The sequence below is a fragment of the Tenacibaculum aquimarinum genome, from assembly GCF_022478115.1.
Taxonomy (GTDB): domain Bacteria; phylum Bacteroidota; class Bacteroidia; order Flavobacteriales; family Flavobacteriaceae; genus Polaribacter; species Polaribacter aquimarinum_A.
Genome location: NZ_JAKGSC010000001.1, coordinates 57,160 through 71,129, shown reverse-complemented (window position 1 = coordinate 71,129; position 13,970 = coordinate 57,160). Strand labels below are relative to the sequence as shown.

General features: G+C 30.0%; 12 protein-coding genes and 1 tRNA gene. 7 read left to right on the top strand and 6 right to left on the bottom strand.

What is annotated here, in order from left to right:
- Position 1: 1 nt before the first annotated feature.
- The 3 genes from L1S33_RS00295 to pafA all read right to left on the bottom strand — a co-directional run bounded on the left by L1S33_RS00295 (position 2) and on the right by pafA (position 3,332).
- Positions 2–1,117: an efflux RND transporter periplasmic adaptor subunit gene (locus L1S33_RS00295; protein ID WP_240560727.1), complete on the bottom strand. Its 1,116-nt coding sequence runs from the start codon at positions 1,115–1,117 to the stop codon at positions 2–4.
- 10 nt (positions 1,118–1,127) lie between these two features.
- Entirely contained in the window at positions 1,128–1,592 is a 465-nt protein-coding gene (locus L1S33_RS00290; protein WP_240551505.1) for a MarR family winged helix-turn-helix transcriptional regulator, read from the bottom strand.
- 96 nt (positions 1,593–1,688) lie between these two features.
- Entirely contained in the window at positions 1,689–3,332 is a 1,644-nt protein-coding gene (gene pafA / locus L1S33_RS00285) for an alkaline phosphatase PafA (protein WP_240560726.1), read from the bottom strand.
- A gap of 93 nt (positions 3,333–3,425) precedes the next feature.
- Between pafA and L1S33_RS00280 the strand changes: the two genes are divergently transcribed.
- The 5 genes from L1S33_RS00280 (at position 3,426) to L1S33_RS00260 (ending at position 9,116) form a co-directional block, all read left to right on the top strand.
- The gene (locus L1S33_RS00280; protein ID WP_240560723.1) at positions 3,426–4,166 is read left to right on the top strand and encodes an MlaE family ABC transporter permease; all 741 of its coding nucleotides are present in this window, start codon (positions 3,426–3,428) and stop codon (positions 4,164–4,166) included.
- A 1-nt stretch (position 4,167) separates the two neighbouring features.
- Positions 4,168–4,932, top strand: a complete 765-nt coding sequence (locus tag L1S33_RS00275) for an ABC transporter ATP-binding protein (RefSeq protein WP_240560721.1) — start codon at positions 4,168–4,170, stop codon at positions 4,930–4,932.
- 68 nt (positions 4,933–5,000) lie between these two features.
- Positions 5,001–5,073, top strand: a tRNA-Lys gene (locus tag L1S33_RS00270).
- Positions 5,074–5,184: 111 nt separating this feature from the next.
- Entirely contained in the window at positions 5,185–7,590 is a 2,406-nt protein-coding gene (locus L1S33_RS00265) for a TonB-dependent receptor (RefSeq protein ID WP_240560714.1), read from the top strand.
- 68 nt (positions 7,591–7,658) lie between these two features.
- Positions 7,659–9,116, top strand: coding sequence for a DUF389 domain-containing protein (locus L1S33_RS00260; protein ID WP_240551511.1), 1,458 nt, complete (start codon positions 7,659–7,661; stop codon positions 9,114–9,116).
- 36 nt (positions 9,117–9,152) lie between these two features.
- On the opposite strand, the gene L1S33_RS00255 is transcribed toward L1S33_RS00260, so the two are convergent.
- The 3 genes from L1S33_RS00255 to L1S33_RS00245 are packed head-to-tail and all read right to left on the bottom strand — an operon-like array spanning position 9,153 to position 11,511.
- Positions 9,153–10,229: a mannose-1-phosphate guanylyltransferase gene (locus tag L1S33_RS00255; protein ID WP_240560712.1), complete on the bottom strand. Its 1,077-nt coding sequence runs from the start codon at positions 10,227–10,229 to the stop codon at positions 9,153–9,155.
- A complete protein-coding gene (locus L1S33_RS00250; protein WP_240551513.1) occupies positions 10,219–10,812 on the bottom strand; it encodes a SprT-like domain-containing protein in 594 nt (197 codons plus the stop codon). Before L1S33_RS00250 ends, L1S33_RS00255 begins: the two co-directional genes overlap by 11 nt.
- A gap of 18 nt (positions 10,813–10,830) precedes the next feature.
- Positions 10,831–11,511: an SDR family NAD(P)-dependent oxidoreductase gene (locus tag L1S33_RS00245; RefSeq protein WP_240560711.1), complete on the bottom strand. Its 681-nt coding sequence runs from the start codon at positions 11,509–11,511 to the stop codon at positions 10,831–10,833.
- A 75-nt stretch (positions 11,512–11,586) separates the two neighbouring features.
- Between L1S33_RS00245 and L1S33_RS00240 the strand changes: the two genes are divergently transcribed.
- Positions 11,587–12,870: a metal-dependent hydrolase family protein gene (locus L1S33_RS00240; protein ID WP_240560710.1), complete on the top strand. Its 1,284-nt coding sequence runs from the start codon at positions 11,587–11,589 to the stop codon at positions 12,868–12,870.
- 70 nt (positions 12,871–12,940) lie between these two features.
- Positions 12,941–13,969 (top strand): hypothetical protein, encoded by a 1,029-nt coding sequence (locus L1S33_RS00235; protein ID WP_240560700.1) that lies wholly within the window; start codon positions 12,941–12,943, stop codon positions 13,967–13,969.
- The last annotated feature ends 1 nt before the right edge of the window (position 13,970 follow it).

Sequence of the window (13,970 nt, the reverse complement as noted above, 5' to 3'; positions counted from 1 at the left end):
CTTATTTCTTAGTGTTAATTTTTACAATCATACCATCAAAAGCACCTGGTAAAGTTTGTGTTAAAATTTTAGTGTTATCATCTAACCCTTTTATAATGACGTTTTCTGCACCAAAATAAACTGGGTTTACAGAGGTTAAAGTTAAAATACTATCGTTTGTAACTGTATAAATAGCTTCGTTATCTACCAATAACTTTCTTGGTATTTCAATAGCATCTTTTTCAGATTTTGCTATTAAATTTGCTTCTAAAAACATGCCTTCTTTTAAGTCTTTATGTGCAACTTGAATAAAGGCTTTTATAGTTTGAGAAACCTGATCTACTTTTCCATTTACACGAACAACTTTACCAGTATAGTTTTTAGATTTTTCTAAGTTTGATAGAGAAACCGAATTGCCAATTTTTAATAAATCTGCATAGGCAGTATTTAACGAAACTTCCATTTCAAAAACAGAAGAATCTATAAACTCACCTAATTTCTGACCAACTCTAACTAAAGTTCCAGGTGTAACTAAAGCTTCAGTTAAGATTCCACTAAAAGGAGCTCTAATTCTGTATTTACCTAACTTAACTTCTAAGTTTTTAACGTTGTAATATGCTGTGTTAATTCCTCTTCCTGAAATAAAATATTTTTCTTTGTCTGATGAAAACTCAGGTAGTTTAGGAGTAGTTTTATTAATGTCGAAACTTTGTAAATAAGATTCCCATTTTTTAAAATCGTTTGGATAATCTAAACGTAAATCTGGCATTATTGAAGTAACTAAATTGAACAAGTTACTTTTTTGAGATTGTAAACTTGCGTAAAACTCATCACTATTAATACTTAATAATGTTTGTCCGTTGTAAAAATTTGTTCCGCTTTTAAATGGCTTTGCAGATGGTTTTAAAACGCCAGAAACTTCAGAATAGATTTCAATTTTATTTTTAGCTGTTAAATTTCCGCTTGCTGTTAATACTATAGGAATTTCTTTATTGATAACATTTTTAACAAAGACAGTTTTTATTACTTTATTAAATTTTGGTTTTGGCTTTTTCTTGTTTTCAATCATGTAATTTCCAAGTAGAAAAGCACCTGCAATTAAGAGTATTCCAAGTACTGAAAGAATTATTTTTCTCATATATAGTTTATTAAATGTGCTCTATTTTAGAGCGAAAATTAGTTTGAATTTTTTTAAAGGTTTTTATGATTTGTTGTTTTTCTTCAAGAGAAATGTTTTGTTCCATAGTTGTTATTAAATTCTGAATAACAGGTTTTGTTTTTTCAAAAATTTCTTTTCCAAATGGAGTTAGATATACATTTTTAATGCGTTTGTCTTCCTTACTTTGCTTTCTGAAGATATATTTTTTTATCTCCATTTTTGACAGTAATCGTGTTAATGAAGATTTATTTCTTAATGTTAAAAAAGCTAATTCATTTTGATTTAAACCATCTTGATCATGTAGTTTTTTAAGAACTATCATTTGTTCTTTAGTAAGATCTATATTTTTAGATTTAAATGATTCATGAAAAAAGTAGTCAACTATTTTACCAGTTTGACCCAACCAAGGACCAATAGAGTTTTCGAAGTCAATATTATTTTTCTCTGAATTCATGCTGCAAAAATACAACAAAACTCGAGGTCGTTGCATGTGCAACCATCTCGAGTTTTGTTAAAAAAGTCATAAATTATCTAAAGTAATTGAGTGTAATTATTTTAAAACTTCATCAATAATTTTTCCAGTATTACCATTCGGGAATTCAATCTGTAGTAAGTTAGATATTGTTGGAGCAATATCAATAATTTCATATTCCTTTTTTGAAGCCCCTTTTGTTATTCCATTTCCATAGAAAATAATAGGAATATGAGTATCGTAAGAATATCCAGATCCATGTGTTGTTCCGCCATTTTTATAATAATTACTAATTGTAGATGGATTTGGAACTAACAGAATATCTCCAGAATATTTTTGATTATATCCATTTTGTAGTGAGTTTAAAATACCGTTTGTAAAAGTAGTTGTTTGTAAGGTTTTTGCCGTAACAGCTTTATAAATACCTTTGTAGTTAATAGATTCGTCGGCTAGTTTTTGTGCAACTAAATGTTCGTCTAATTTTAAAGATTCAATTTTCTCTTTATTTAAAAATATTTGAAAATTAGAAACGTTCTCTATCAATTCATCAGATTTAAAATACTTTTTTGAAACTTCATTTAAATACGTTTTAAATTTAGTGTAACTAAAATAATTTGCTGGGATTTTTACAGATTGTAAATAAGACGGAACTTGAACTGCTGCATGATCTGCTGTTAAAAATAAAGTGTAATTTCCTGCGCCAACTTCTGTATCTAAAAAAGTAAATAAAATCTCTAAATCTTTATCTAAGCGTAAATAAGTGTCTTCAATTTCTTTAGAAGCTACACCAAATTGATGCCCAACATAATCTGTAGAAGAGTAGCTTATTGCTAAAAAATCGGTGTAATTAGATTTTCCTAATTGTTCATTAGTAATTGTAGCTTTTGCAAAATCTGTTGTAAAAGAATTTCCTGCCGGTATTGCTTTTAAAATACTATAATTATTGTTTTTACTTCGTAAAGTTGGAATGTCATGCGGAAAAACAGGAGCTTCTTGACCTTTAAAAGTTTCTTCAAATTTGTTGTTATCTTCTACGCTTTCAATGTAAGTGTTAATGTCATATAAGGTTTCCCAAGGTTTACTTAAGTATTCATCAGCTTTTCCGTTTTCATTAAATTCTTTTACCCAGTTTGGTAGTTCGTTCATGTAAAAAGAAGACGAAATCCATTTTCCTTGCGCTCCACCATCAAACCAATAAGCTGCATTTGCTGTATGACCAGCCGGTAAAATTGCTGATCTATCTTTTATGGAAAGTCCAATAGATTTTCCATTCATATTTTGTGATAACCTTAATTGATCTGCAATGGTTGTTGTAAGCATTCTATAAGGAGATTTTTTTCCTCCATCACCATCATTTCCAATCGTTTTATAGTTTGAATCATCTACACAGTAAATTGTTTTCTTTTCGTATTTATCATACCAGTTGTTAGAAATTATTGCGTGATTAGTTGGAGTTGTTCCGGTATATATAGATGTATGGCCAACAGCAGTATAAGTTGGAATATAATTATAGTGCGCATTTTCAAGTGAAAAACCTCCCTTTAATATACGTTTAAAACCACCGTCACCATATTTATCTGCAAAACGCGTTAAGTAATCGTAACGCATTTGGTCTATAACAATACCAACTACTAGTTTAGATTTAGTTGTAGTTTTTTTCTCATTTTTACAAGAAGTTAACACTAGAATACTTAAGATTAAAATAGAAAATACATTCTTCATTTTGAAATTTCATTTTTGATAAAATCAAATGTACACAAATCATCATAAAAGAAACCAAATAGTTTATTACTTTAGCGTTATTAAATAAATCAAATGAACTATATAGAACATATTGGTAAATACTTTATTATGTTACGCCAGGTGTTTAAAAAACCACAAAGAGGCCGTGTTTTTTACGAAGCAATTGTTAGGGAGATAGACGAGTTAGGTCTAAAATCTCTTGGTATAATTATGTTTATATCCTTTTTTATTGGTGGTGTAATTGCTTTACAAACAGCATTAAATATTAACAGTCCATTTATCCCAAAATACTTAATTGGTTTTGCAACTAAACGTTCTATAATTTTAGAGTTTGCACCTACTTTTTGTTCTATTATTCTAGCAGGTAAAGTAGGGTCTTATATAACATCGAGTATTGGAGCTATGAGAGTTACAGAGCAAATAGATGCATTAGAAGTAATGGGGATAAATTCATTAAATCACTTAGTACTTCCTAAAGTAATAGCCACATTATTTTTCTATCCTTTTTTATTGATTTTAGCAATATTTTTAGGAATTTTAGGTGGGTATTTTGCAGGTTTTGTTTCAGGAATGTTTTCTTCTGTAGATTATATATATGGAGTTCAATTAGAATTTGATGGATTTTTAGTTTTTTACGCATTTGTTAAAACTATAATTTTTGCATTCTTAATTGCTACAGTTCCTTCTTATCATGGTTATTATGTAAAAGGAGGCTCTATAGCAGTCGGTAAAGCGAGTACACAATCTGTGGTTTGGACCATAATATTAATAGTAATTGCAAATTATATTTTAACACAACTCTTGCTTACATAATATGATAGAAGTAAAAAATTTACATAAAGGATTTGGAGATGTAAAGGTGTTAAAAGGAATTACAACTTCTTTTCACCCTGGAGAAACAAGCTTAATAATTGGGCAGAGCGGTTCTGGTAAAACAGTTTTTTTAAAATCATTAATTGGTTTACATACACCAGAGGAAGGTACAATTTCTTTTGACGGAAGAGTTAATACTGAATTTACGATAGAAGAACAACGCCAATGGCGACAAGAAATTGGTATGGTTTTTCAAGGGTCTGCATTATTCGATTCTCAAACAGTTGAAGAAAATGTAATGTTTCCTTTAAAAATGTTTACAAAACAATCTGAAAAAGAAATGTTAGAGCGCGTTAACGTTGTTTTAAAGCGTGTTAACCTAGAGAATTCTAATAAAAAATTCCCTGCAGAATTATCTGGAGGAATGCAAAAGCGTGTAGCAATTGCTAGAGCAATTGTAATGAATCCTAAATATTTATTTTGTGATGAGCCAAATTCTGGTTTAGATCCCAATACAGCTATTGTAATAGATAACTTAATTCAAGAAATTACAGACGAATATCAAATTACTACGGTAATAAATACGCATGATATGAATTCTGTAATGGAAATTGGAGAAAAAATTATTTTTTTAAAGGATGGAAAAAAAGCTTGGGAAGGTACTAATGAGGAAATCTTTAAAACTGATAATGAAGCAGTTGTAAAGTTTGTGTATTCTTCTAACTTATTTAAGAAAGTAAGGGAAGCATATTTAAATGAAAATTAATTAATTTTTTTGTTGTAGAATCCATTATTAGAATATATATTTGCACCCGCTAAGCGCAAAAGGAAAATGACCTGGTAGCTCAGTTGGTAGAGCATCTCCCTTTTAAGGAGAGGGTCCTGGGTTCGAGCCCCAGCCCGGTCACTAAAAAGAGTTTAACTGATAAAGTTAAGCTCTTTTTTTAATTAAAAAATATTTTTGTTTATGTTTTTTAATTATTTGTTAAACAAAATCGTATATTTGAAAAAAAATAACATGAAGAAAGTAGTATTATTAATTATTCTAATAGTTTTTTCATTAACTAGTTTTGCCCAAGAAATAGGTGTAGTTAAGGGTAGTGTTATCAATAAGCAAACAAGAGAAGTATTACCTTTTGTAAATGTAATTATTGAAGGAAGTCAGAAAGGAACAATTACAGATGAAAATGGTTCTTTCGAATTAAAAAACGTAACCTTGGGTTATGTTAAAATTCGTGCTTCTTTTGTAGGGTTTTCTACTGTAGTTTCAGAAGATTATTTAGTTACACAAGATAAAACACCCTTTATAGTAATAGCGTTAGAGGAAGATAATTCTCAATTGGATGAGGTAATAATTCAATCTTCGTTATTCAAAAGAAAAGTAGAAAGTCCACTTTCTTTACAGAACTTAGGAGTTGCAGAAATAGAAAAAAATCCAGGAGGAAATAGAGATGTTTTAAAAGTAATTCAATCTTTACCAGGAGTTGCATCAAATCCAGGTTTTAGAAACGATATTATTATTCGTGGTGGCGCAACTTCAGAAAATAAATTTTATGTTGATGGAATTGAAGTTCCAGTAATAAACCACTTTCAAACACAAGGAGCTTCTGGAGGTCCTGTAGGAATTATTAATACAGATTTAATTAGAAAAGTAGATTTTTATTCAAGCGCATTTCCTGCAAATAGGGGAAATACTTTAAGTTCTGTTATTGAGTTTACTCAGAAAACAGGAAACCTCAATTCATTTGAAGGAAGAGCAACACTTGGTACTTCTGACGCAGGAATTACCTTACAAGGACCATTATCGAAGAATACTAGTGTAATGTTTTCTGCGCGTCAATCTTACTTACAGTTCTTATTTAAACTAATAAAATTGCCGTTTTTACCAACTTACAATGATTTTCAATTAAATGTAAAATCTAAATTAGATAATAATGATGAAATTGCTGTTTTTGCTCTTGCAGCAATTGATGATTTTGAATTAAATGAAGAAGTTAATGATGGTGTTACAGATGAAGAGACATTAAAAAAGAACAACTACTCTTTAAGTAGAATTCCAATTCAAACGCAATGGAATTATACTTTTGGTGCTTCCTACAAACATTATGCTGAAAATAGTACGCAAACGTATGTTTTAAGTAGAAATGAATGGAAAAATAATGCAGTAAAATATTTTGATAATACTAACAATCCTAATGATTTGTTATTAGATTATTCTTCAAAAGAGATTGAAAATAAATTCAGATTTGAAAATGATATGCGATTAAATAACGGTATAAAGTTGAATTTTGGTGTTAGTTTACAACAAGCCAAATATCAAAATAAAACGTTTCAACGATTTGCAAATACTAATGGATTACAAACATTTAATTTTGATTCTGAGTTCTCTGTGTTTAGTTATGCGGTTTTTGCACAAGCTTCTCAAGGTTTTTTCAATGAAAATTTACAAGTTTCAGTAGGAGTGAGAGCAGATGCTAATAACTACAATTCAGAAATGAAAAACCCTTTTAATCAATTTTCACCAAGAGTTTCGGCTTCTTATTCTTTGTCAGATAAATGGTTTGTTAATGCATCTTTAGGAAAATATTATCAATTGCCAGCTTATACAGTTTTAGGCTATCGAGACAATAATAATGTTTTGGTTAATCAGCCAACAACAAGCTATATTTCTTCAGCACATACAGTTGCAGGATTGGAATTTAGACCAGAAAATAATTCAAAAATCACATTAGAAGGTTTTTATAAAAGTTATGATAAGTATCCGTTTTCAATAAAAGATCAAGTGAGTTTAGCTAATTTAGGAAACGATTTTGGTGTTGTTGGAAGTGAAGCCGTTATTTCTAACAATCAAGGTAGATCTTACGGTTTCGAGTTGCTTGCTCAAAAAAAATCTTTTGATGGTATTTACGGAATTCTATCGTACACTTTTGTAAGAAGTGAATTTAAGGATGTTAATAACACCTATGTTCCTTCAACTTGGGACAATAAGCATTTGTTAACTTTTACTGGAGGGAAAAAATTAAATAGAAATTGGGAAATTGGTGCAAAATTTAGACTAGTTGGAGGTAGACCTTATACGCCTTACGACTTTGAAAAATCAGCAATTATTGAAAATTATGATGCAAATAATCAAGGGGTTTTAGATTTCTCAAAATTAAATACAGAAAGATTTGACACCTTTACCCAATTAGATCTTAGAATTGATAAAACTTGGTATTGGAAGAAGACTTCACTTAATTTTTATATTGATATCCAGAATGCGTTAGGTTCAGAGTCTGTGCAACAAGCCTTTTTGGTTCCAGTTTTAGACGCAAACGGAAATAAGGTTGTAGATCCAAATGATTCTTCAAAATATGTCTTAGAAGAGGTAGAAAACTCTCAAGGAAATTTATTGCCAGGTTTTGGTTTTATTGTAGATTTTTAATAAAAATAAATCCATTTATAACTAGAAATTCTTTTTGTATATTTCGAACATTATATAAGTGTATTTTTATGGAAGAAAATAATAAAGAATTAGAAATAGAACAATCTAAACAAGAAGTAAGGGAAGATGCTATTGGCTTAGTTGAAAGTATAAAGAAATTTATAAAAGATATTTTTGACTTTAGGCATGACACGGATCACGATGCAACAATCTTAGCTATAAAAAATGATATTCCATTAAAAGGAGCCACAGCTTGGATTCTTATTTTCGCAATATTTGTAGCATCTATTGGTTTAAATGTAAGTTCTACTGCTGTAGTAATTGGTGCCATGTTAATTTCTCCTTTAATGGGGCCTATTTTAGGAATAGGTATGTCATTAGCAATTAATGATATTGATACTCTAAAAAGTTCTTTTATTAATCTTTTGGTAATGGTTGTGCTAAGTGTTTTAACAGCATATTTGTATTTTTGGATATCTCCACTTACTGAACTAACACCAGAATTAGAGGCTAGAACATCGCCCAATATTCTTGATGTACTTATAGCAATTTTTGGAGGTTTGGCTTTAATAGTTGCACGAACAAAAAAAGGAACAATAGCTTCAGTTATTTTTGGTGTAGCAATTGCAACTGCATTAATGCCACCTTTATGTACTGCAGGTTATGGATTAGCAATTGGTAATTATAGCTTCTTTTTTGGAGCTATGTATTTGTTTACAATCAATACTACCTTCATTGCGCTTTCTACTTTTATAGTTTTAAAAGTATTAAGTTTTCCTATGTTAAAATACGCTAATTCACAAAAAAGAAAAAGAATAGCGCAAATGGCAGCTTTTTTTGGGTTAATAGCCATGATACCAGCGGTTTTAACTTTTTTAACATTGTTGAGTGAAACAAGAATGAATCAAGAGGTTAAGAGTTTTATTCAAAATGAAATAAAAGGAAATGTTTCTTTACAGTTAATAGAATTTGAACCTAATTTAGAGACAAAAACTATTGATTTAAACTTTTTTAATGAAATTACTGATGCCACAAAAAATGATTTAGAAAATGAACTAGTAAGTGATACTAAATATAATCATATAAAAGATTTTACACTTAATATTAAAGGAAGTGATACTAAGAGTTTTGACATGATAACTACAGCGTATAAAGAGAAGCGTCAAGAACTTCAAGAGAGTAAAAATATAATTGCTGGGTTACAAAAACAGATTGAAGATTTACAAGGAACAGTTTCGTCTTTAAATCAAAGGATTGAATTAAACGCACAAAATAAAAATCAAAAAGTAGTAGCGTTTAGTAGCATTGCAAAAGATGCTAAAATAAGATATAACGGTATTCAAGAAATTGGTTTTGCAAACGTTTTATTATCGAAAGATTTTATTAAAATTGATACGATTCCTGTACTAACTTTAAAATGGAATAGAAGTTTGCCAGATAGTATTATAAGTCCAAAAGAAAGAGAATTGCGTACTTGGTTACAGAAAGAAATGGAATTAGATACTCTCTTTATTAAAAGAGATTAGATAAAAAAAAAAGGCTTCCATTTCGGAAGCCTTTTTTTATACATATTCATCACCAAAAGTATCTTTTACTTCTTGTGAAATTTGCTTAATATCTTGTTCGTCTTCTTTCGGACAAATAAGTAATACATCGTCTTTTTCAACAACTATATAATTACTCAATCCTTGAATTACAACACGTTTACCAGACTGTGTTCTAATCATGTTTCCGTTGGCATCCTTAAAAATAGTTTGTGCACCAATGCTTGCGTTTTTAGCAGTGTCTTTTTCTAATTTATTATAAAGTGAACCCCAAGTTCCTAGATCGTTCCAACCAAAGTCTACAGGTAAAACATGTACGTTTTTAGAATGTTCCATAATTCCGAAGTCAATAGAAATATTTTGACATTTCACATAATTACTATTTATAAAATCGTCTTCGAAATCTGTATTGTAAACATTGTTTCCGTCATCTAAAAGGTCAACCATTTCGGGTAAATAGTTTTTAAAAGCCTTTAAAATACTCTTAACCGACCAAACAAAAATACCCGCATTCCAAAGATAATCTCCACTTGCTAAAAATTGTTTTGCAGTTGGTAAATTTGGTTTTTCTGTAAAGTTTTTCACTTTTTTAATCTCAGTTGAATTTCCTTCAAATTGAATATAACCATAACCTGTATTTGGATTGTCTGGCTGAATACCTAAAGTCATTAAAATATCTTCTTTAGCACAAGCATCAAAAGAAGTTTTTATGTTTTTTGTAAATTCACTTTCATTATCAATCCAATGATCCGAAGGAGCAACTAGCATTATTCCGTCAGGATTTTGTGCGTGTATTTTTAAAGCAGCATATAAAATACAAGGTGCGGTATTACGCATTGCAGGTTCTAATAATAGTTGCTTTTTTGTTGTTTTTGGTAATTGATCTAAAACCAATTCCTCGTAACGAGCATTGGTTGCAATTAAAATATTTTTTGAAGGAACTAACTCGTTAATTCTTTCAAAAGTTCGTTGAATTAATGTTTGTCCAGTTCCAAGCATATCATGAAATTGCTTTGGAAACTCTTGTGTGCTTACAGGCCAAAATCTTGAGCCAACGCCACCAGCCATAATTACTGCGTAATAGTTATCTTTCATATAATTCCACTTCTACATTTTGATTAAATAAATATACGCGTTTTGTTTGTATTTGCAAACACTCGTAACGAGTTCTTCTTTTTGCACCGCGTTTGTACAATTTGTTTTTAAACTTAAAAACACTTCCATTAGGAATTTCAAAGATAAAGTTCTTTCCTGTTTCTGCCTTAAATCCGCGTAATGCTAACGAAAGTTTAACATCTGCATCAGTACTTGCTTTAGGGTTTTTAAGATATTTTGCTAAAAAAGGAACTATTTCCTTCGGGTAAATTTCTGGCTGTAAAAAAGGTAACATTAAATGCTGAAAAACCGTTTTCCATTCTTTTCCGTGCGGTTGTACCCTTCCAAACTTAACGTGCGCAACATGATGCGCAATTTCATGAATTAACGTTAATAAAAACTGATATTCGTTGAGGTTGTTATTAACGGTAATTTGCATTTTTCCGTTGGCTAATTTTCTAAAATCACCGTGTTTTGTTTGTCGTTGACTTACAATTTTCAGATTGATGTTATGTTCGTTAATTAAATATTCGACTAACGGAATTGCTTTTTCAGGAATATATTTTATAAGTATTTCTTTCAAAAGTTTATATTCATTTTTTTAAGGATTTGTAGATGAAACCTGCAGCACTTTTCCGTTATACACTTTATTCCCTGTTAAAGCGAAATTGAAAATATATTCAGCCATTTCTGTTGCAGAAATTGGTGCTATATAACCAGGGAAAGCTTCTTCTAGCATTTCGGTTTGTACAGCTCCTAAAGCCAATACATTAAATGCAATTTGTTGTTCTTTGTATTCTTCGGCTAATAATTCAGAAAGTGTAATTACTGCGCCTTTTGCAGAAGAATAAGCCGCTAAACCTGGGAATTTTAAACTTCCTTGAATTCCACCCATAGAACTTATGGTAACAACATGACTTCCTTTTTGGAAAAACGGAATCAAGCTTTTTGTCAATTCTGCCACTGCAAAAACATTCACCTTATATACGTCTAAAAAATCTTCAGAAGTTAATTCTGTAAACGGCTTGTTAACTAATTTACCTGCGTTGTTTATTAAAATATCAACCTGTTTCCATTCAGTTTTTATAAAATCTACCGCTTTTTTAATATCAGAATTATTAGATAAATCTACAGAAATTGTGGTGATGTTTTTATGATTAAAAGTTTCTAAAGGTTTTGTATTTCTTGATAAAGCCAATACATTATTGCCTGCTTCGGCAAATTGTTTAGCCAATTCAAAACCAATTCCTCTACTTGTTCCAGTAATAACTACATTTTTCATTAAGTACTTATAATTTAAAGAAGCAAGCTACTTAAAAAATCCTTACTTTTATCAACTCAACTAAATTTTTTACTCATGAAAAAACTAACATTTATTTTTTGTTTCCTATTGATGATTTGTAATGCACAATCTCAAAACACCTATATTTTATGTGGAAAATTAATTGACACCAAATCTGGAAATATTAAAACAGAACAAACCATTGTTGTCAATCAAAACAAAATAATTGATGTGATGAGTGGTTATGTGATGCCAAGAAATGCGGTTGACAAAACCATCGACTTAAAAGATAAAGTGGTTATGCCTGGTTTAATTGATATGCACGTTCATATTGAAATGGAATACGATAAAAAAACAAGGATTAATAAATACACATTAAACGAAGCTGATGTTGCTTATAACTCAGTAGGTTTTGCAAAATCTACGTTGTTAAACGGATTTACAACGGTTAGAGATTTAGGAGGAACAGGCGTAAATATTTCCATAAAAAAAGCAATTGAAGCGGGTAAAATTCCTGGGCCAAGAGTTTTTACTGCAGGAAAATCGTTGGCAACAACTGGAGGTCATGCAGACCCAACAAACGGAAGTAGTAGAGTGCTTATTGGAAACCCTGGACCCAAAGAAGGTGTTGTGAATTCTGTTGAAGATGCAAAAAAAGCAGTAAGACAACGTTATAAAAACGGAGCAGATTGTATAAAAATAACTGCAACTGGTGGCGTTTTAAGTGTCGCAAAATCGGGTGACAATCCACAATTTACAATTGAAGAGGTAAAAGCAATTTGTGATATGGCAAAAGATTACGGAATGCATGTTGCTGCGCATGCGCATGGAGATGAAGGAATGCAACGCGCAATTATTGGTGGCGTTAAAACCATTGAACACGGAACCTACATGAGCGATAAAACCATGGAGTTAATGAAAAAACACGACGCGTATTTAGTCCCAACAATTACTGCAGGAAAAGAAGTGGCTGAAAAAGCTGCCGTTAAAGGATTTTACCCTGATATTGTTGTGCCAAAAGCATTGGCAGTTGGTCCACAAATACAAGGAACTTTTGCAAAAGCGTATAAAAAAGGTGTTGGAATTGCTTTTGGAACCGATGCAGGTGTATTTAAACACGGTAACAACGGAAAAGAATTTGGTTATATGGTTGAAGCTGGTATGCCAGCAATGGAAACATTGCAATCTGCAACAATTACAAACGCCATGTTGTTAAAAATGGAAGCAGAAATTGGTCAAGTGAAAAAAGGTTTTTTTGCTGATATTATTGCTGTAAATGATGATCCTACAAAGAATATTGCTACCATGGAAAATGTTGTTTTTGTAATGAAAAATGGAGTTGTTTATAAGGAGAAATAAACCAATGAAAATTGTAACATATTAAAGTGTTTTACTACTAATAAGTAGTGTAACATAAAACAGTTTTCTTATGATTAAAATAACTACTGTTAAAAGTAATTTAATAGTTTTTGGGATTCCCTTATTAATGATTTTTTTAATGTTTTTATTGACAAAATCAACTTGGTTTTCTAAGTATCCTAAAGAACTTTCTATAGGAATTACTTTAGATTTGTTGTTTACAATTCCGTTAGTTTACTTTTTTAGTATTAGAAAAAAAGAAATTCCAAAAATCACTATTATTTCTTTATTTCTTATCGGTTTGGTAACGGCAAGTTTTATGTTGCCAGAGAATCAACAATCACTTTTGTCTCAAATTAAAACTTATTTCTTTCCTATTATTGAGTTAGGAGTTTTAACTTTTCTGTTTATTAAAATTAGAAAAATTACACTAGAATTTAAAAAGCTTAAAACTACAAATCTAAATTTCTTTGATACTGTAAAAATTGCTTGTAAAGAAAGTTTTCCTTCCAAAATTGCAACCTTGTTAGCAACTGAAGTAGCTGTTATTTATTATGGTTTTTTTTTATGGAAAAAACGAAATCTTAAAAAAAATGAGTTTTCTAATTATAAAGAAAATGGGCTTGTTTCAGTTTTACTTGTTTTAATATTGATTGTTTTTATAGAAACAATTGCTATTCATAAATTAATAGAAGATTGGAATGTATTACTATCTTGGATTTTAACTGGAACAAGTATTTATACAGGGTTGCAGATATTTGCTTTGGTAAAATCTTTAGTAAGAATGCCTTTTAAAGTTGATGTTGAAACAAAGGAAGTTTTATTACAATTTGGTTTTTTTAGCAAAGCAATTATACCTTTTAATTTGATTGAAGGAGTGGAGGTCAGTACAAAAGATTTACCTGAAGACAAAAGTATAGTAAGTTTTTCTCCATTAAATGATTTAGGTGGTCATAATGTAATTATTCATTTAAAAGATGAAGTTGAATTTGATAGTTTTTACGGTTTTAAAAAGAAAGCAAAATCGTTAGCTATTTCAGTTGATAAGAAAAATGAATTTGTAGGTTTGATTTCTGAAGAAACTCAAAAGCAAACTTAAG